Genomic DNA, 17,177 nt, shown 5'->3' on the forward strand with positions numbered 1-17,177 from the left:
CGGGGATAAGGTAAGGAACTTTTGCCAAAAGGAGTGGCTGATTGAACAAAACCCCGGTTTGAACGAACAAAAAAAGGGAGCCTAGGCTCCCTTCTCTTCTAATCATTTCTATTATAAAAATCGAAAGTTCTTACCCGGATAGTAGGCAGTTTCTCCCAACTCTTCTTCTATTCTTAACAATTGATTGTATTTTGCCATACGGTCGCTTCTGGAAGCAGAACCTGTTTTGATCTGGCCGCAATTCAACGCAACTGCCAGGTCAGCAATCGTATTATCTTCGGTTTCACCACTTCTGTGTGACATTACCGAAGTATAGCTGTTTCTGGTTGCCATTTGAACCGCTTCGATCGTTTCGCTCAGAGATCCGATCTGGTTTACTTTCACCAAAATGGAGTTTGCAATTCCTTGCTCAATTCCTTGTGACAAACGTTTGGTATTGGTTACGAATAAATCATCTCCGACCAATTGTACTTTATTCCCGAGTTTATCGGTTGCTTCTTTCCAGCCTGCCCAATCGTCTTCTGCCAATCCGTCTTCGATAGATACAATCGGGTATTTACTGCACCAGTCGGCCCAAAAATCAACCATTTGGGAAGAGGTCATAGAATCTCCCGTGGATTCAAATAGGTACAATCCTTTTTCCGCATTGTAAAATTCGGAAGATGCCGCGTCCAATGCAATGTGTACATCGATTCCCGGTTTGAACCCTGCTTTTTCAATAGCTTGTAAAACGACCTGGATTGCCTCTTCATTGGATCCCAAATTCGGTGCAAAACCTCCTTCATCACCCACATTCGTAGACATTCCCTTGTCTTTCAAAACGGATTTCAAATGGTGGAAAATCTCCGTTCCCCAACGCAATCCTTCCGAGAAAGAAGCCGCTCCGAACGGCATGACCATGAATTCCTGGATATCGATCAGGTTATCTGCGTGTGAACCTCCGTTCAGGATATTCATCATCGGAACCGGCATGGTTGTAGCACCAACACCACCTACGTATTTAAATAAGCTCAACCCTGCTTCCTGTGCAGCAGCTTTTGCAACCGCCAAAGAAGTTCCAAGGATTGCATTTGCTCCTAATTTCGATTTATTCGGAGTCCCGTCCAATTCCAACAAAACACGGTCAATCAGTTTCTGATCGAAAATATCCATCCCGATCAATTCTTCAGCAATGATCGAATTGACATTCTCAACTGCTTTCAAAACTCCTTTTCCAAGGTAAACGGATTTGTCTCCGTCGCGCAATTCAACTGCTTCGTGAACACCGGTGGAAGCTCCCGAAGGAACTGCAGCTCTTCCAACTGCGCCGTTTGTAGTGTAAACATCCACTTCTACCGTTGGATTACCTCTTGAATCTAAAACTTGTCTTCCGACAATGCGTGCGATATAACTCATGTATTGTTTTTATTCGTTTTATTTCTAGTCTTTAGCTCTGACTGCATTAACGCTTGTCTATTTTTTCGCAGCAGCGTTTTTCATATTCTCAATAAACTGATCGAACAAATAGCGGGAATCGTGCGGTCCTGCTGACGCTTCCGGGTGATATTGTACTGAAAAGACCGGTTTGTCTGTCAGCATAATCCCGGCGATCGTTTGATCGTTCAGGTGTTCGTGAGTCACTTTAATCCGAGGATTGGATGCTACGCTATCTTTTGCGATAACGAATCCGTGATTTTGGGAGGTAATCTCTCCTTTTCCGGTAATCAGGTTCATAACCGGGTGGTTAATTCCTCTGTGACCGTTAAACATCTTTTCGGTTTTCAATCCCTGGCTAAGCCCCAGGATCTGGTGTCCCAAACAAATTCCGAAAACCGGTGTCCCCACTTCGACCAATTCTTTTACCAAAGCAATTTCGTTCGGCATGGCAGACGGATCTCCGGGGCCGTTTGACAACATATATCCATCCGGATTGAACGCTTTCAATTCTTCCAGGGTCGTGTTCATCGGGAATACCTTCACCAGACAACCTCTATCGGCCAAACAACGCACAATGTTCTTTTTCACTCCGAAATCAAGCAAAGCCACTCTCAAAGAACTGTTCGGATCTCCCATTTCGTAAGCTGTTTTGGTAGCTACTTTGGAAGACAATTCCAATCCATCCATGGAAGGAACTTCTTTTACTTGTTTCTGAAGGGCCTTCTCATCCAAAATCTCGGAAGAAATAATGGCGTTCATAGCACCTTTATGGCGGATATGACGAACCAGGGAACGGGTATCAATATCGGTGATCCCCACTTTGTCGTTATCCACTAAATAATCATTCAGATTTGATACTGCAGAGGATCTTGAGAAGTTCTCTGCGAATTTTTTGGTTACCAACCCGGCAATTTTTACCGTTTCGGATTCCACTTCTTCCGGGTTTACACCGTAATTACCAATATGGGAAGTCGTCATGACTAGTATTTGCCCATAATAAGAAGGATCAGTAAACACCTCTTGATAACCGGTCATTCCCGTGTTAAAGGCAATTTCTCCGGTTGTTGTTCCAATCTTTCCGGTTGCTTTGCCGTAAAATACTGTTCCATCCTCCAGGACCAGGAGCGCAGGCTTGCGTTCTTCCATACTACTAAAATGTTTTTGCAAAATTAGGATTTCTATTTCAACTTCAAAAGTATCGTGCATAAAAAAGGGTATCCGTTAATAACTGGATACCCTTTTTATTTCTTAAAAGAAAAACTTCATGATTACTCTTCCGTTTTCTCTTCTGTTTCGTTAGATGCTTCTTCAGCTGGTGTTTCATCTGCCGCAGCAGATTCTGCTTTTACTTCCTCAGTTGCCGGAGTTTCTTCAACAACTACTGCTTCTTCAACTACGTCAGCAGCAGGAGCCGCATCAGCTTTCTTAGCTGTAGATCCACCACGACGTGAACGACGTGTTGTTGTTTTCTTCTCTCCTGAAGTGTATACTTCGTTGAAATCAACCAACTCGATCAAACACATTTCCGCGTTATCCCCTAAACGGTAACCTGTGCGGATAATACGTGTGTATCCTCCCGGACGGTCAGCAATTTTCGGAGCAATTGTACGGAACAACTCAGTAACTGCCTCTTTGCTTTTCAGGTAAGAGAAAGCTGTACGACGGTTGTGAGTTGAATCGTCTTTTGATTTTGTTAAAATCGGTTCTACGTATACACGCAAAGCTTTTGCTTTAGCGATTGTTGTAGAGATTCTTTTGTGCTCGATTAAAGAACAAGCCATGTTAGACAACATTGCGTGTCTGTGAGCTGTCTTTCTACCAAGATGGTTGTGTTTTTTTCCGTGTCTCATAACTTTGAATTTCGTAAGTAACGGTTAGCCGGGCTAAATTATCGCGTGATCCCAACCACCTATTACGACATTATTAATTTTAATTTGCGATACTAGTCTTTATCTAATTTGTATTTAGCAACGTTCATTCCGAAGTTCAATCCTTTAGAATCTACCAAGTCTTCCAACTCAGTCAAGGATTTCTTACCGAAATTACGGAACTTCAATAAGTCGTTCTTGTTGTAAGAAACAAGATCTCCCAATGTTTCAACGTCTGCAGCTTTCAAACAGTTTAGTGCACGAACTGAAAGGTCCATATCTACTAATTTTGTTTTCAACAACTGACGCATGTGCAATGATGTCTCATCAAACTCCTCTGTTTCAGACTTCACTTCACTATCCAAAGTGATGCGCTCATCTGAGAACAACATAAAGTGGTGGATCAAGATTTTTGCAGCTTCTTTCAAAGCATCTTTCGGATGAATGGAACCGTCTGTTGTCAATTCCAAAACCAATTTCTCGTAATCCGTTTTTTGCTCTACACGGTAGTTTTCGATCGTGTATTTCACGTTCACAACCGGCGTAAAGATCGAATCGATAAAGATCGTTCCGAACGGTGAGTTACCCGTTTTGTTTTCCTCAGCAGGAAGGTAACCACGTCCTTTGATGATTGTCAATTCCATCTCCAGTTTAACGGAGCTTTCCATGTTACAAATCACCAAATCCGGGTTTAATACCTGGAATCCGGATGTGAATTTTCCTAAATCACCTGCAGTCAATTTATCTTGTCCGGAAATAGAAACAACTACTGTTTCGTTATCCGTTCCCTCGATTTGTTGTTTGAAACGCACTTGTTTCAAGTTCAATACGATCTCGGTAACGTCTTCAACTACTCCTTTCAATGTTGCAAACTCGTGGTCTACACCTTCGATGCGAACAGATGAAATTGCGTATCCTTCCAATGAAGAAAGTAAGATACGACGCAATGCGTTTCCTACTGTGATTCCGTATCCTGGCTCAAGCGGGCGGAACTCAAATTGTCCCTTACGCTCGTCCGACTGGATCATAATTACCTTGTCAGGCTTTTGAAAATCTAAAATTGCCATTTGTTTTTCTTCTTTTTAATTGTTTTGCAGTTGCGCGGTCTGATTGATTGAAGAAGGTCGACCAAACCCTTTTGCTGCAATCCAATGATTAACGTTAAAAAGGAGCCTGAAAACAGGCTCCCATATCTTGATACTAACGCGTCGGCTTACTTAGAGTAAAGTTCGACGATTAGTTGTTCCTTGATGTTCTCAGGAATCATGTCACGGGAAGGAAGGCTCAAGAACTTTCCTGACTTAGATGAATTATCCCAATCCAACCAATCGTAACGCTTGTTTGTTGAAGCTGTCAATGAAGCAGCGATTGCTTCCAAAGACTTAGACTTTTCACGAACGCTTACTACATCACCAACACGTAGTGTATAAGAAGGAATGTTTACTACTTCTCCGTTTACCACGATGTGTTTGTGAGTAACCAACTGACGAGCAGCACGACGGGAAGGAGCGATTCCTAAACGGTATACTGTGTTGTCCAAACGAGCTTCACACAATTGCAACAATACTTCACCTGTAATACCTTTCATGCGGGATGCTTTCTTGAACAAGTTCGAGAATTGACGCTCAAGGATACCGTAAGTATACTTTGCTTTTTGTTTTTCACCAAGCTGGATAGCGTACTCTGACTGCTTTCCACCACGGCGCTTGTTTGGTCCGTGTTGTCCTGGTCCATATTGTCTTTTGTCCAGAGATTTATCCGGACCGAAAATTGGGTCGCGGAAACGACGGGCAATTTTCGATTTTGGGCCTGTATATCTTGCCATACTATAAAATGTAAAAAGGGGGATTATGAATTAAGGCTTTTCCTTCGATAATCAATTTCCCCTTTAGATTAAAAATACTATAAATTAAACGCGACGTCTTTTTGGAGGACGACAACCATTGTGCGGAAGCGGAGTTACATCGATGATCTCGATCACTTCGATCCCATGATTGTGAATTGCACGGATAGCTGATTCACGACCAGCACCTGGTCCTTTCACAAATACACGCACTCTACGTAATCCGAAGTCATGTGCTTCTTTAGATGCATCCTCAGCAGCAACCTGTGCAGCATACGGAGTGTTCTTTTTAGAACCTTTGAAGCCCATTTTTCCAGCGGATGACCAGGAAATAACCTGACCAGCGTTGTTCGTCAAAGAAATAATCACATTGTTGAAGGTAGCTTGGATATGCGCTTCACCCGCTGCGTCTACTTTGACGTTTTTCTTCTTCTTTTGATTTGCTTTTGCCATTTTCTTAACTATTACTTAGTTGCTTTCTTCTTGTTAGCAACTGTTTTTCTTCTACCTTTTCTAGTACGAGAGTTGTTTTTCGTACGCTGACCTCTCAATGGAAGACCTGCACGGTGACGAATTCCACGTGTACATCCGATATCCATCAAACGCTTAATGTTCAACTGAATCTCAGAACGCAACTGTCCTTCTGTTTTAATCTCAGCGATGGAGTTACGGATCAAAGCGATCTGATCGTCATTCCAGTCCTGTACTTTGATGTTTTCATCAATTCCGTTTGATGTCAACACTTTCTTAGCCGTGCTGCGGCCAATTCCAAAGATGTACGTCAAACCGATTACACCTCTCTTGTTTTTTGGTAGATCAATACCTGCAATACGTGCCATAATTACCCTTGTCTTTGTTTTAGTTTAGGATTCTTCTTGTTAATCACGTAAACTCTTCCTTTTCTTTTAACGATCTTGCAATCTGCAGAACGCTTTTTTACTGAAGCTCTTACTTTCATCTTTTGCTTTTTTATCGGAATTCTTTCTTACAATTATTTGTAGCGGAAAGAAATACGTCCTTTAGTTAAATCATACGGAGACATTTCCACTTTCACACGGTCACCCGGAAGGATTTTAATGTAGAACATTCTCATCTTTCCTGAAATGTGCGCCGTAATCACGTGTCCATTCTCCAACTCGACACGAAACATTGCATTTGACAATGCTTCGATAATCGTTCCGTCTTGTTCTATAGATGCCTGTTTAGCCATAATCTAGAAACCTGATGACATTTCGTTTATACTTCTTCTTCCTCTCACACGTGATCCTTCCATCAAACCATCCATGTGGCGGTTCAATAAGTAAGATTCAATTTGCTGAAGGGTATCTAAAACTACTCCTACCATGATTAACAACGAAGTTCCTCCGAAGAAATACTCAAAACCAGAAGTAATATTACAAGCATATGCAATAGATGGCAAGATCGCGATCAATGCAAGGAAGATAGATCCAGGCAAAGTAATGCGTGATACCAATGAATCGATATACTCGGCAGTTTCATCTCCCGGACGAACGCCAGGGATAAATCCTCCACTGCGCTTCAAATCATCAGCCATTTTACGTGGGTTGATCATAATAGCAGTGTAGAAGTACGTAAATACGATAATCAAAAGCGCTAACAATGCGTTGTAAGGTACACCATGTGTATCTCCTAACGCGTATTGAATAACACCACCGTCTTTTTGCTGAGAGAAAATCATTACCGGGATAGTCATGATCGCTTGCGCGAAGATGATCGGCATTACACCGGAAGCATTTACCTTCAAAGGCAAATAGTTTCTAGCTCCCTGCTCATCTACTGCTCTTGCTCCAACAACACGTTTTGCTGTGTTTAGAGGAACTTTACGCACACCTTGAACAATCAGGATTGTTCCAAGTACGATAAGCATGAATACGATGATCTCCAAAACAATTTTAAGCGGGAAATTTTTGTTAGCAGCCATTTCAGTAAGGAAAGAAGATGGGAGACGGGACAAGATCCCTACGGTAATCAATAACGAAATACCATTCCCGATTCCCTTATCTGTAATGCGTTCACCTAACCATACAGCAAACATTGAACCGGCAACCATACAAGACACCGCTGTGGTCCACCATAACATGGATAGATCAGCAGGCAGCGCACCCTTGATACTAGACGCATACAACGAAATATAACTCGGTGCCTGAACAGCACAGATGATAATCGTCAATATACGCGTATACGTATTGATTTGTTTTCTACCTGATTCACCTTCATTCTGCATTTTCTGAACAGCAGGAACTGCCATCCCCAATAACTGCATAATGATCGAAGCACTAATGTAAGGCATGATACCAAGCGCCATAATGGACACGTTGGTAAACCCTCCACCGGAGAACATCGATAACAATGATTCAAGCACGTTGTCACCTCCTTTGCGGGATGCATTTGCAAGTACTGCTTCTGCATTCACACCAGGCAACATGATAAACGATCCGATACGGTATACGAGAATTAAGAAAAGCGTCAATAAGATACGCTTTCTTAATTCTTCTACTTTCCAGATGTTTTTTATGTTTTGTATAAACCGTTTCATAAAAAAAATGTCGGCAAAGTTAATTAGATTTCTGAAATAGAACCACCTTGAGCTTCAATTCCTGCTTTTGCAGAAGAAGAAAACTTGTGTGCACTTACTGTTACTTTCGATTTAAGTTCTCCGCGACCTAAGATTTTTACCAGGTCATTACGAGATACCAAACCGTTTTCACGTAGTACTTCGATAGTAATATCAGTTACATTCTTACGATCAACCAATGATTGAATAGCATCTAAGTTGATTGCTTTGTATTCAACACGATTGATGTTTTTGAATCCGAATTTAGGAACACGACGTTGTAACGGCATTTGTCCTCCTTCGAATCCGATTTTCTTAGAATAACCGGAACGGGATTTCGCTCCTTTGTGACCGCGCGTAGCAGTACCACCACCTCCGGAACCGTGTCCACGACCGATTCTCTTATCAGATAGAACGGATCCTTTAGCAGGTGTTAAATTATTTAAATTCATGGATAATTCGTTTTAAAGTATTATTCTACAACTTCTACCAAATGCGCTACCTTCTTGATCATTCCAAGAATTTGCGGAGTTGCTTCTTTCTCAATTACCTGGTTCAAACGGCGGAATCCTAACGCCTGGATTGTAGCTACCTGACGAGCCGGACGTTTGATAGCACTGCGAACTTGTTTGATTTTAATTGTTGCCATACTATTTTTTATTAACCGTTAAACACTTTGTCCATACTGATTCCACGCTGACGTGCAACAGCTGCTGCATCGCGCATAGATGCCAATGCATTGATTGTTGCTTTAACAACGTTGTGTGGGTTGGATGATCCTTGAGATTTTGCCAATACGTTGTGAATACCTACAGATTCCAATACTGCACGCATCGCACCACCAGCGATTACTCCTGTACCATTTGTAGCAGGTTTTAATAAAACTTCTGCTCCACCGAATTTTCCTTTTTGTGCGTGAGGAACTGTACCTTTTAAGATCGGAACTTTGATCAGGTTCTTTTTCGCATCGTCGATTCCTTTTGTAATCGCTTCTGTTACTTCTTTTGCCTTACCAAGACCATGACCAACGATACCGTTTTCATCCCCAACAACTACGATAGCTGAGAAACTGAACGTACGACCACCTTTTGTTACTTTAGTCACACGGTTCACAGCTACCAATTTATCTTTAAGCTCAATATCTGAGGCTTTTACTCTATTTCCTATAATTGCTGCCATGATGATTAAAATTTAAGTCCTCCTTCTCTAGCTGAATCAGCCAATGATTTAACACGACCGTGGTACAAGTACCCGTTACGGTCAAATACTACTGATTCTACACCAGCTTTTACCGCTTTTGCAGCGATCTCTTTTCCTACAACTGCTGCTTGCTCAGATTTGCTTTTCTTGTCAGCAGCGGTGTTTTTGTAAGAAGAAGCAGCAGCCAATGTGATTCCTTTTGTATCATCGATCAACTGAGCGTAGATTTGCTTGTTTGAACGGAATACAGAAAGACGAGGCACGGAAGTAGTACCAGAAATTTTCTTTCTGATTCTTCTCTTAATTTTTGCTCTTCTGTTTAATTTACTAAATGCCATAACTTCTAAAATTATTTTTTACCTGCAGATTTACCAGCTTTTCTTCGAACTTCTTCACCCATAAAGCGAATACCTTTTCCTTTGTACGGCTCAGGTTTACGAAGGGAACGAATTTTGGCAGCAGCCTGGCCCAAAAGTTGCTTATCGTGTGACTCTAAAGTCACCACCGGAGCTTTACCTTTTTGAGTATCTGCAGATACCTTAATTTCTTTCGGGAATTCGATGATGATCGGGTGAGAATAACCTAACGCTAACTCCAACGATTGTCCTGTTGCAGTTGCACGGTAACCTACACCGATTACTTCCAATTCCTTTTTGTACCCTTCGGATACACCAACAACCATGTTCTGGATCAATGCGCGGTATAAACCGTGCTTGGAACGATGGTCCGGCGCATCAGACGCGCGGCTTAAAGTGATCTCAGATCCTTCGATATTGATGGAAACAGCTTCTGTATCGAAATCCTGCTCCAACGTACCGTTCTTTCCTTTTACGGAGATAACTGATCCGTCCACCTTTACTTCAACTCCACTCGGGATTGTTACTGGGGATTTACCTATCCTTGACATTATTTATTTAATTACGAATTACGAAAACGAGCGCAAAAGTACAACAATAAAAGATACGAGTCAATACCCATATCTTTTTTGATTCCTGGCGCTCAGAAATCTGCATTCTAGTTTCTACTTGTTTTAAAATGAAAAAAGGGACTTTCCCGAAGGTTCGGGACTCAGTCACCTTTTTTATTTTATGCTTTTTAATATACGTAGCAAAGAACTTCTCCGCCTACGTTTTCTTTTCTTGCTTCTTTATCCGTGATCACTCCTCTTGAAGTAGAAACGATAGCGATTCCCAAACCATTCAATACACGTGGCATTTCTGCTGCACCTGAATACTTACGAAGACCTGGACGAGACGCGCGCTCGATTTTAGTGATCGCAGGAACTTTTGTGGATTGGTTGTACTTCAATGCGATTTTAATCACACCTTGTTTTCCATCTTCTTCGAATTTGTAATTCGCGATGTAACCCTGATCGAACAAGATTGCTGTAATAGCTTTTTTAGTGTTTGAAGCTGGAATTTCAACTGTCTTCAAACGAGCCATATTCGCGTTACGGATTCGTGTTAGATAATCTGCAATAGGATCTGTATACATGTCCTTTTTCTTTTATTAATTACTCGGTAGAGTTTCACTCCGTCAACTGACGGTGACTTTTACCAACTTGCTTTTTTAACTCCCGGGATTTTACCAGCCAATGCCATTTCACGGAAAGTAACACGTGAAACACCGAATTGACGCATATAACCACGAGGACGACCAGTCAACCCGCAACGATTGTGTACACGAACCTTGGAAGAGTTCGCTGGCAATTGCTGCAATGCATCCCAATCTCCGGCAGCTTTCAACTCAGCTCTTTTCGCTGCGTATTTTGCTACCATTTTTTCTCTTTTGCGCTCACGCGCTTTCATTGATTCCTTAGCCATTGTCTTATTTTTTGATGAATGGGAATCCGAAGGCATCTAGCAAAGCTCTTCCTTCTTCGTCGCTTTCAGCTGTTGTAACAAAAGTGATATCCATACCTAAGATCTTGCTTACCTTGTCGATATCGATCTCAGGGAAAATGATATGCTCTTTAACTCCTAAATTGAAGTTACCACGTCCGTCAAATCCTTTTGGATTAACTCCACGGAAGTCACGTGTACGAGGCAAAGCAACAGCAATAAAACGGTCTAAGAAATCGTACATTTTATCACCACGCAAAGTAACTTTAGTACCGATCGGCATTCCTTTACGCAATTTAAAGTTCGAAACGTCTTTTTTAGACATCGTAGCTACTGCTTTTTGACCAGCGATACGGGAAACATCCGCAACCGCGTTGTCAACGATTTTCTTATCAGCAACTGCATCACCCAATCCCTGGCTGATTACAATTTTCTGCAACTTAGGCACACGCATAATGGTTTTGTACCCAAATTTCTCAGTCAATGCAGGAATGATTTCCTCCTTGTACTGTTTTTTTAATCTTGGTGAATAACTCATTACTTGATCTCCTCTCCTGATTTTTTAGAATAACGAACTAACTTACCTTTCGCATTTTCCTTACGTCCGATGCGGCTAGCTTGTCCTTTAACTACTACCATCAAGTTGGAAATGTGGATAGATCCTTCTTTCTCAACGATTCCTCCTTGTGGTTCAGACGCGCTTGGCTTTGTGTGACGTTTTACAACGTTCACTCCACCTACTGTAGCACGCTCCTTGTTTCTGTCAATAGTCAGTACTGTTCCTTCCTGACCTCTAGACTCACCGCTTAATACTTTAACAGTGTCGCCTACTTTGATGTGTAATTTCTTTTGCATGACTTCACTACTGATTAAAGTACTTCGGGAGCAAGTGAAACAATTTTCATGTAATTGTTCTCACGAAGCTCACGAGCTACTGGTCCAAAAATACGGGTTCCTCTCATCTCCCCCGCCTGATTCAAGATAACACATGCGTTATCATCGAAACGAATGTAAGAACCGTCAGGTCGGCGAACCTCCTTGCGTGTTCTTACAACAACCGCCTTGGCAACCGCACCTTTTTTAACGGCTCCAGAGGGCATTGCGCTCTTAACAGCTACTACGATCTTATCTCCTACAGAAGCATAACGACGTTTTGTACCACCTAATACGCGGATACATAACACCTCTTTTGCTCCGGAGTTATCTGCAACTGCAAGTCTTGATTCTTGTTGTATCATTGCAACTAATTATTATTTAGCTCTTTCTAAAATTTCTACTAATCTCCAGTTCTTGTTCTTAGACAAAGGACGGGTCTCCATGATCTTAACGGTGTCACCAATGTTACAGTCGTTATTTTCATCGTGGGCCACAAATTTAGTAGTTTTTTTCACGAACTTACCATATTTCGGGTGTTTTACTTTTCTTTCTACAGAAACCACGATAGATTTTTCCATCTTATCACTGGTAACAGTCCCGATACGTTCTTTTCTTAAATTACGCTTTTCCATTTCAAGCTTCTTTTATTTCAAGCCTTATGCTTGAATTTCACGTTTTCTCAATTCAGTATTCAAACGAGCAATCTGCTTGCGAACGTCACGAATTTGGATTGGGTTCTCCAATGGAGTTACTTTGTGTCCCAATTTCATTTTCGTCAATTTTTCCGTTTCGCTTGACACTTGCTTTTTCAAATCGTCAATTGAAAGTTTACTTAATTCTACCTTTTTCATGCTTTCAATTATTTACCAGGTACAACATAATCGTTACGAACGATGAACTTACATTTTACCGGTAGCTTTTGAGCTGCCAAACGTAATGCTTCCTTTGCAACTTCATAAGGAACACCATCCGCTTCAAACATAATACGTCCTGGTCTTACAACCGCCACCCAGTGGCTAGGAGCTCCTTTACCTTTACCCATACGTACCTCTGCAGGCTTCGATGTGATCGGTTTGTCTGGGAAGATACGGATCCACACCTTTCCTTCACGCTTCATGTAACGCGTAACTGCGATACGGGAAGCTTCAATCTGGCGTGATGTAATCCATCCCGGCTCCAATGTTTTCAGTCCGAAAGATCCGAATGCAATAGTAGATCCGCGTTGCGCTTCACCACGATTACGACCTTTTTGAACTCTTCTAAATTTGGTTCTCTTTGGAGATAACATCTTCTGAAAATTTTAATGTGTTTTTACTTCTTTTTACGGTTGTTTCCACCTTTTCCTCCAGCCGGACGACGGTTACCACGGTCCCCACGGTCTCCTGATGGAGCTCCGCCTTTAGCACCTTGTGCAGCCATTCCAACATTCGGGGAAAGATCACGACGACCGTAAACTTCACCTTTGCAGATCCATACTTTGATCCCGATCAATCCGTAAGTAGTCAATGCCTCACCTACTGCATAATCGATATCAGCTCTGAACGTATGTAACGGAGTACGTCCATCTTTGTACATTTCTGAACGAGCCATTTCAGCTCCATTCAAACGACCTGAAATTTTCACTTTGATACCTTCGGCACCCATTCGCATGGTTGAACCGATAGCCATCTTGATAGCGCGACGGAATGAAATACGAGCTTCGATCTGACGAGCGATACCATCTGCCACCAAACGAGCATCCAATTCCGGACGTTTTACCTCGAAAATGTTGATCTGGATCTCTTTTTTCGTCAATTTCTTCAACTCTTCTTTCAATTTGTCTACTTCTTGACCACCTTTACCGATAATCACTCCCGGACGAGCCGTGTTGATTGTTACAGTAACGAGCTTGAGGGTACGCTCGATGATGATTTTCGAAATACTTGCTCTGGATAAACGAGCGTGAAGATACTTGCGGATCTGATCGTCTTCAACGATTTTATCGCGGTAGTTATCTCCACCGTACCAGTTAGATTCCCATCCGTGGATGAAACCTAGTCTATTACCAATTGGATTCGTCTTTTGTCCCATTTTCCTTTACAATTATTTTGAACCATCAACAACGATAGTCACGTGGTTTGATCTTTTACGAACTCGGTAAGCTCTACCTTGAGGTGCAGTCTGGATACGCTTAAGCATTCCCGCTGAACCAACTTCGATTGATTTTACCACTAATTTCTCATCCTCAATGCTCTTACCTTCGTTTTTAGCTTCCCAGTTAGCAATTGCTGAACGCAATAACTTGGATAAACTCAACGATGCATCCTTCGCATTGTGTTGCAATATGTTTAGAGCCTTGTTTACTTCAACTCCACGTACAAGATCTGCAACCAATCTCATTTTACGAGGAGAAATCGGAGAGTTATTCAACTTTGCGAATGCAGTAGTTGCTTTTTCCTCTTTGATTTTATCTGCTCTTAATTTCTTTCTAGCGCCCATGTCACTTGAATTTTACTATCTTTTTTTATCCTTTTTGTTAGCACCATGTCCACGGAAGTTACGTGTAGGAGAAAATTCTCCCAATTTGTGACCTACCATGTTTTCTGTTGCGAACACAGGAATAAACTTATTCCCGTTATGCACTGCAAACGTCAACCCAACCATGTCAGGTGTGATTGTAGAAGCGCGGGACCAAGTTTTGATCACTGCTTTGCTTCCGCTTTCTTGTGCTGCATCCACTCTCTTTGTCAACTTATAGTGTACAAAAGGTGGTTTTTTCAACGAACGACTCATACCTTATTTCTTTCTTCTCTCGATGATAAACTTATCTGAATACTTCTTTTTCGCACGTGTTTTGTATCCTTTAGCAGGCATACCGTTACGTGAACGAGGGTGACCACCGGCGTTACGCCCTTCACCACCACCCATCGGGTGATCTACCGGGTTCATCACAACACCACGTACACGTGGACGACGACCCAACCAGCGTGAGCGACCAGCTTTACCAGAAACTACTAATGAATGTTCTCCATTCGATACGGCTCCGATTGTAGCCATACAAGTAGTCAAAATCATACGAGTCTCACCAGAAGGCAATTTGATAATCGCAAAACGACCATCACGAGCGTTCAATTGAGCATATGTTCCTGCTCCACGAGCAATTGCACCACCTTTTCCAGGCTGCAACTCGATGTTATGGATCACAGATCCAAGAGGAACATCGGATAAAAATAATGCGTTTCCAACATTCGGAGCAGCACCTGCACCAGATACAACTGTATCACCTACTTTCAATCCTTCAGGAGCAACGATGTAACGTTTCTCTCCGTCCACATAATAAAGCAAAGCAATACGAGCAGTTCTGTTCGGATCGTATTCGATTGTTTTAACCACTGCAGGCACACCGTGCTTGTCGCGCTTAAAGTCAATAATACGATACTTTTGCTTGTGTCCACCACCGATGTAGCGCATGGTCATACGACCATCATTGTTACGACCACCAGACTTGCTCTTTTTCGCAACCAAGCTCTTTTCAGGAACGTTCGTTGTTACTTCAGCATAAGTACTGTTGATCTTGTGTCTTTGCCCTGGAGTAATAGGCTGAAATTTTCTAAGACCCATCAGTTTTTACTTAAAAATTATTAAACAAATCAATCGTTTCTCCTGCAGCAACAGTTACGATGGCTTTTTTCCATACGCGACTTTTTTGCTCAACGACACCTCTATTCGTATATTTTGTAGAGGATTTTCCACCGCCATAAGTGAGTGTGCGTACATCCACAACGTGAACTCCGTACATCTTTTCGACAGCGCTTTTAATTTCCAATTTATTCGCCTTGCGATCTACTTCGAAAGCGAAGCTACCGTTATCATTTGCGGCAGTTGCTTTTTCTGTAATGATTGGCTTTTTGATAATTGTACTCATCATCAATTAGTTTAGAATCTTTTCGATTACTTCGATTGAACTTTCTGTTAATACAACTTTCTTCGCGTTCAACACATCGTATGTGTTAACGGAATCAGCAGATACAACTTTAACGCGTTGTAAGTTACGTGAAGACAAGTAAACATTGTCATTACCTGCTCCTACGATCATCAACACCTTATCGTTTAACAAGTTCAAGTTCGATAACATCGATTTGAATTCTGCTGTTTTTGGTGTTGCAAGAGCTACATCTTCTAACACAACAATTGAATCCATTTTTGCTTTATAAGCGAAAGCAGATTTACGTGCCAAACGCTTTAATTTGATATTCAATTTGAAGTGGTAGTTACGCGGGCGTGGTCCGAAAATACGTCCACCTCCTACACGTGTACCAGATTTAACGCTACCAGCACGAGCACCACCCGTACCTTTTTGCTTCTTCAATTTTCTGGTAGATCCTGATACTTCAGCTCTTTCTTTTGATTTGTGCGTTCCCTGACGACGATTTGCCAGGTGTTGCTTCACATCTAAATAGATTGCGTGATCGTTCGGCTCAATTCCAAAGATTGTCTCCGATAAGGTTACCTTTTTGGAAGTAGCCTTTCCTTTGCTATCAATTACTTTTACTTCCATTATTTCTCAATTGTTACGGTTGAACCTTTAGGTCCTGGAATGGAACCTTTTACTACGATTAAATTTTTGTCAGCCAAAACACGCAATACTTCCAAGTTCTCAACTGTTACGCGTTTGTTACCCATTTGACCCGCCATGCGCATTCCTTTGAATACACGAGCAGGATAAGAACAAGCTCCGATTGACCCCGGCGCACGCAAACGGTTGTGCTGACCGTGAGTAGATTGTCCAACCCCACCGAAATTGTGACGTCTTACAACCCCTTGAAAACCTTTTCCTTTAGATGTTCCAACTACTCCAACAAATTCTCCTTCTTCGAAGATTGTTGCGTCAACTACATCTCCAAGATTAAGTCCGTCAAAACCTTTAAACTCAACCAATTTAGATTTTGGCGTTGTTTTAGCTTTTTTGAAATGACCTTTCAATGCATTTGGAGTGTTTCTTTCTTTACGCTCTCCAAATCCTAATTGAATGGCTTCGTACCCATCTCGATCTTGTGTTTTAACCTGAGTTACTACACAAGGACCAGCTTCTATTACTGTGCATGGTGTTGCCTTACCCTCGGCACTGTAGACGCTAGTCATTCCGATTTTTTTACCAATAATTCCAGGCATACTTTACTTTAATTATTAATTATAAATTATTAAAGTGATGTATTCTTTTGTGAAAGTGGGCATGCGATTAATCGCATGCTCCACTGATCACAAAAAGTTCATCACACTTTAATTTCTACATCAACTCCAGAAGGAAGTTCTAATCTCATTAATGCATCAACAGTCTTGGATGAAGAACTGTAGATATCCAACAAACGCTTGTAAGAACACAATTCGAACTGCTCACGCGCTTTCTTGTTAACGTGTGGTGAACGCAATACCGTGTAAATACGTTTGTGAGTCGGAAGTGGAATTGGACCACTAACTACTGCTCCTGTTGCTTTAACTGTTTTTACGATTTTCTCTGCTGACTTGTCAACCAGGTTGTGATCGTATGACTTTAATTTAATTCTAATCTTTTGGCTCAT

General features: G+C 41.7%; 31 protein-coding genes. All 31 read right to left on the bottom strand.

Annotation, left to right across the window (positions count from 1 at the left end; translation table 11 throughout):
• Positions 1 to 111: 111 nt before the first annotated feature.
• On the bottom strand, positions 112 to 1,395 hold the full coding sequence (gene eno, locus ABDW02_RS17740; protein ID WP_343636957.1) for a phosphopyruvate hydratase: 1,284 nt from the start codon (positions 1,393 to 1,395) through the stop codon (positions 112 to 114).
• Positions 1,396 to 1,452: 57 nt separating this feature from the next.
• Positions 1,453 to 2,562 carry a glutamine-hydrolyzing carbamoyl-phosphate synthase small subunit gene (carA, locus tag ABDW02_RS17745; protein WP_343636959.1) on the bottom strand — a complete coding sequence of 370 codons (1,110 nt, stop codon included), beginning with the start codon at positions 2,560 to 2,562 and terminating at the stop codon, positions 1,453 to 1,455.
• A 122-nt stretch (positions 2,563 to 2,684) separates the two neighbouring features.
• Positions 2,685 to 3,266, bottom strand: coding sequence for a 50S ribosomal protein L17 (gene rplQ, locus ABDW02_RS17750; RefSeq protein ID WP_343636961.1), 582 nt, complete (start codon positions 3,264 to 3,266; stop codon positions 2,685 to 2,687).
• A 92-nt stretch (positions 3,267 to 3,358) separates the two neighbouring features.
• Positions 3,359 to 4,351: a DNA-directed RNA polymerase subunit alpha gene (locus ABDW02_RS17755; RefSeq protein WP_124744441.1), complete on the bottom strand. Its 993-nt coding sequence runs from the start codon at positions 4,349 to 4,351 to the stop codon at positions 3,359 to 3,361.
• Positions 4,352 to 4,497: 146 nt separating this feature from the next.
• A complete protein-coding gene (gene rpsD, locus ABDW02_RS17760) occupies positions 4,498 to 5,109 on the bottom strand; it encodes a 30S ribosomal protein S4 (protein WP_343636963.1) in 612 nt (203 codons plus the stop codon).
• A gap of 84 nt (positions 5,110 to 5,193) precedes the next feature.
• The gene (gene rpsK / locus ABDW02_RS17765) at positions 5,194 to 5,580 is read right to left on the bottom strand and encodes a 30S ribosomal protein S11 (RefSeq protein WP_294671891.1); all 387 of its coding nucleotides are present in this window, start codon (positions 5,578 to 5,580) and stop codon (positions 5,194 to 5,196) included.
• Between the two features lie 11 nt (positions 5,581 to 5,591).
• A complete protein-coding gene (gene rpsM / locus ABDW02_RS17770; RefSeq protein WP_309280884.1) occupies positions 5,592 to 5,966 on the bottom strand; it encodes a 30S ribosomal protein S13 in 375 nt (124 codons plus the stop codon).
• A 2-nt stretch (positions 5,967 to 5,968) separates the two neighbouring features.
• A complete protein-coding gene (rpmJ, locus tag ABDW02_RS17775) occupies positions 5,969 to 6,085 on the bottom strand; it encodes a 50S ribosomal protein L36 (protein WP_090248872.1) in 117 nt (38 codons plus the stop codon).
• Positions 6,086 to 6,118: 33 nt separating this feature from the next.
• On the bottom strand, positions 6,119 to 6,337 hold the full coding sequence (gene infA, locus ABDW02_RS17780) for a translation initiation factor IF-1 (protein WP_013685534.1): 219 nt from the start codon (positions 6,335 to 6,337) through the stop codon (positions 6,119 to 6,121).
• A gap of 3 nt (positions 6,338 to 6,340) precedes the next feature.
• Positions 6,341 to 7,684, bottom strand: coding sequence for a preprotein translocase subunit SecY (secY, locus tag ABDW02_RS17785; protein WP_343636970.1), 1,344 nt, complete (start codon positions 7,682 to 7,684; stop codon positions 6,341 to 6,343).
• Positions 7,685 to 7,707: 23 nt separating this feature from the next.
• Entirely contained in the window at positions 7,708 to 8,154 is a 447-nt protein-coding gene (gene rplO / locus ABDW02_RS17790; RefSeq protein ID WP_343636972.1) for a 50S ribosomal protein L15, read from the bottom strand.
• 20 nt (positions 8,155 to 8,174) lie between these two features.
• A complete protein-coding gene (gene rpmD / locus ABDW02_RS17795) occupies positions 8,175 to 8,351 on the bottom strand; it encodes a 50S ribosomal protein L30 (RefSeq protein WP_343636974.1) in 177 nt (58 codons plus the stop codon).
• A gap of 11 nt (positions 8,352 to 8,362) precedes the next feature.
• Positions 8,363 to 8,881 (bottom strand): 30S ribosomal protein S5, encoded by a 519-nt coding sequence (gene rpsE / locus ABDW02_RS17800; RefSeq protein ID WP_124744434.1) that lies wholly within the window; start codon positions 8,879 to 8,881, stop codon positions 8,363 to 8,365.
• A gap of 5 nt (positions 8,882 to 8,886) precedes the next feature.
• Positions 8,887 to 9,240: a 50S ribosomal protein L18 gene (rplR, locus tag ABDW02_RS17805; protein WP_343636980.1), complete on the bottom strand. Its 354-nt coding sequence runs from the start codon at positions 9,238 to 9,240 to the stop codon at positions 8,887 to 8,889.
• Positions 9,241 to 9,251: 11 nt separating this feature from the next.
• A complete protein-coding gene (gene rplF / locus ABDW02_RS17810) occupies positions 9,252 to 9,809 on the bottom strand; it encodes a 50S ribosomal protein L6 (RefSeq protein ID WP_343636982.1) in 558 nt (185 codons plus the stop codon).
• Positions 9,810 to 9,997: 188 nt separating this feature from the next.
• Positions 9,998 to 10,396: a 30S ribosomal protein S8 gene (rpsH, locus tag ABDW02_RS17815; RefSeq protein ID WP_343636984.1), complete on the bottom strand. Its 399-nt coding sequence runs from the start codon at positions 10,394 to 10,396 to the stop codon at positions 9,998 to 10,000.
• 59 nt (positions 10,397 to 10,455) lie between these two features.
• Positions 10,456 to 10,725 (bottom strand): 30S ribosomal protein S14, encoded by a 270-nt coding sequence (rpsN, locus tag ABDW02_RS17820; RefSeq protein WP_013685542.1) that lies wholly within the window; start codon positions 10,723 to 10,725, stop codon positions 10,456 to 10,458.
• 4 nt (positions 10,726 to 10,729) lie between these two features.
• Positions 10,730 to 11,281, bottom strand: a complete 552-nt coding sequence (gene rplE, locus ABDW02_RS17825) for a 50S ribosomal protein L5 (RefSeq protein WP_343636986.1) — start codon at positions 11,279 to 11,281, stop codon at positions 10,730 to 10,732.
• Positions 11,281 to 11,598, bottom strand: a complete 318-nt coding sequence (gene rplX, locus ABDW02_RS17830; RefSeq protein WP_144334496.1) for a 50S ribosomal protein L24 — start codon at positions 11,596 to 11,598, stop codon at positions 11,281 to 11,283. The genes rplE and rplX overlap by 1 nt, the downstream gene beginning before the upstream one ends.
• A 14-nt stretch (positions 11,599 to 11,612) precedes the next feature.
• On the bottom strand, positions 11,613 to 11,981 hold the full coding sequence (rplN, locus tag ABDW02_RS17835) for a 50S ribosomal protein L14 (protein WP_343636989.1): 369 nt from the start codon (positions 11,979 to 11,981) through the stop codon (positions 11,613 to 11,615).
• A 12-nt stretch (positions 11,982 to 11,993) separates the two neighbouring features.
• Entirely contained in the window at positions 11,994 to 12,251 is a 258-nt protein-coding gene (gene rpsQ, locus ABDW02_RS17840) for a 30S ribosomal protein S17 (RefSeq protein WP_124747812.1), read from the bottom strand.
• Positions 12,252 to 12,275: 24 nt separating this feature from the next.
• Positions 12,276 to 12,470, bottom strand: a complete 195-nt coding sequence (rpmC, locus tag ABDW02_RS17845; RefSeq protein WP_343636991.1) for a 50S ribosomal protein L29 — start codon at positions 12,468 to 12,470, stop codon at positions 12,276 to 12,278.
• 8 nt (positions 12,471 to 12,478) lie between these two features.
• The gene (rplP, locus tag ABDW02_RS17850; RefSeq protein WP_144334494.1) at positions 12,479 to 12,907 is read right to left on the bottom strand and encodes a 50S ribosomal protein L16; all 429 of its coding nucleotides are present in this window, start codon (positions 12,905 to 12,907) and stop codon (positions 12,479 to 12,481) included.
• A 23-nt stretch (positions 12,908 to 12,930) separates the two neighbouring features.
• Positions 12,931 to 13,689 (bottom strand): 30S ribosomal protein S3, encoded by a 759-nt coding sequence (rpsC, locus tag ABDW02_RS17855; protein ID WP_343636994.1) that lies wholly within the window; start codon positions 13,687 to 13,689, stop codon positions 12,931 to 12,933.
• A 12-nt stretch (positions 13,690 to 13,701) separates the two neighbouring features.
• A complete protein-coding gene (gene rplV, locus ABDW02_RS17860; RefSeq protein ID WP_343636996.1) occupies positions 13,702 to 14,097 on the bottom strand; it encodes a 50S ribosomal protein L22 in 396 nt (131 codons plus the stop codon).
• A gap of 15 nt (positions 14,098 to 14,112) precedes the next feature.
• Positions 14,113 to 14,391 carry a 30S ribosomal protein S19 gene (gene rpsS, locus ABDW02_RS17865; RefSeq protein ID WP_300356766.1) on the bottom strand — a complete coding sequence of 93 codons (279 nt, stop codon included), beginning with the start codon at positions 14,389 to 14,391 and terminating at the stop codon, positions 14,113 to 14,115.
• A gap of 3 nt (positions 14,392 to 14,394) precedes the next feature.
• Positions 14,395 to 15,219 (bottom strand): 50S ribosomal protein L2, encoded by an 825-nt coding sequence (gene rplB / locus ABDW02_RS17870; protein WP_343637000.1) that lies wholly within the window; start codon positions 15,217 to 15,219, stop codon positions 14,395 to 14,397.
• Positions 15,220 to 15,229: 10 nt separating this feature from the next.
• A complete protein-coding gene (gene rplW, locus ABDW02_RS17875; protein WP_343637002.1) occupies positions 15,230 to 15,523 on the bottom strand; it encodes a 50S ribosomal protein L23 in 294 nt (97 codons plus the stop codon).
• Positions 15,524 to 15,529: 6 nt separating this feature from the next.
• The gene (rplD, locus tag ABDW02_RS17880; RefSeq protein ID WP_343637004.1) at positions 15,530 to 16,156 is read right to left on the bottom strand and encodes a 50S ribosomal protein L4; all 627 of its coding nucleotides are present in this window, start codon (positions 16,154 to 16,156) and stop codon (positions 15,530 to 15,532) included.
• Entirely contained in the window at positions 16,156 to 16,770 is a 615-nt protein-coding gene (rplC, locus tag ABDW02_RS17885) for a 50S ribosomal protein L3 (RefSeq protein WP_343637006.1), read from the bottom strand. Before rplC ends, rplD begins: the two co-directional genes overlap by 1 nt.
• A 101-nt stretch (positions 16,771 to 16,871) precedes the next feature.
• A complete protein-coding gene (rpsJ, locus tag ABDW02_RS17890; RefSeq protein ID WP_013685556.1) occupies positions 16,872 to 17,177 on the bottom strand; it encodes a 30S ribosomal protein S10 in 306 nt (101 codons plus the stop codon).

Source organism: Fluviicola sp. (assembly GCF_039596395.1).
GTDB lineage: Bacteria > Bacteroidota > Bacteroidia > Flavobacteriales_D > Crocinitomicaceae > Fluviicola.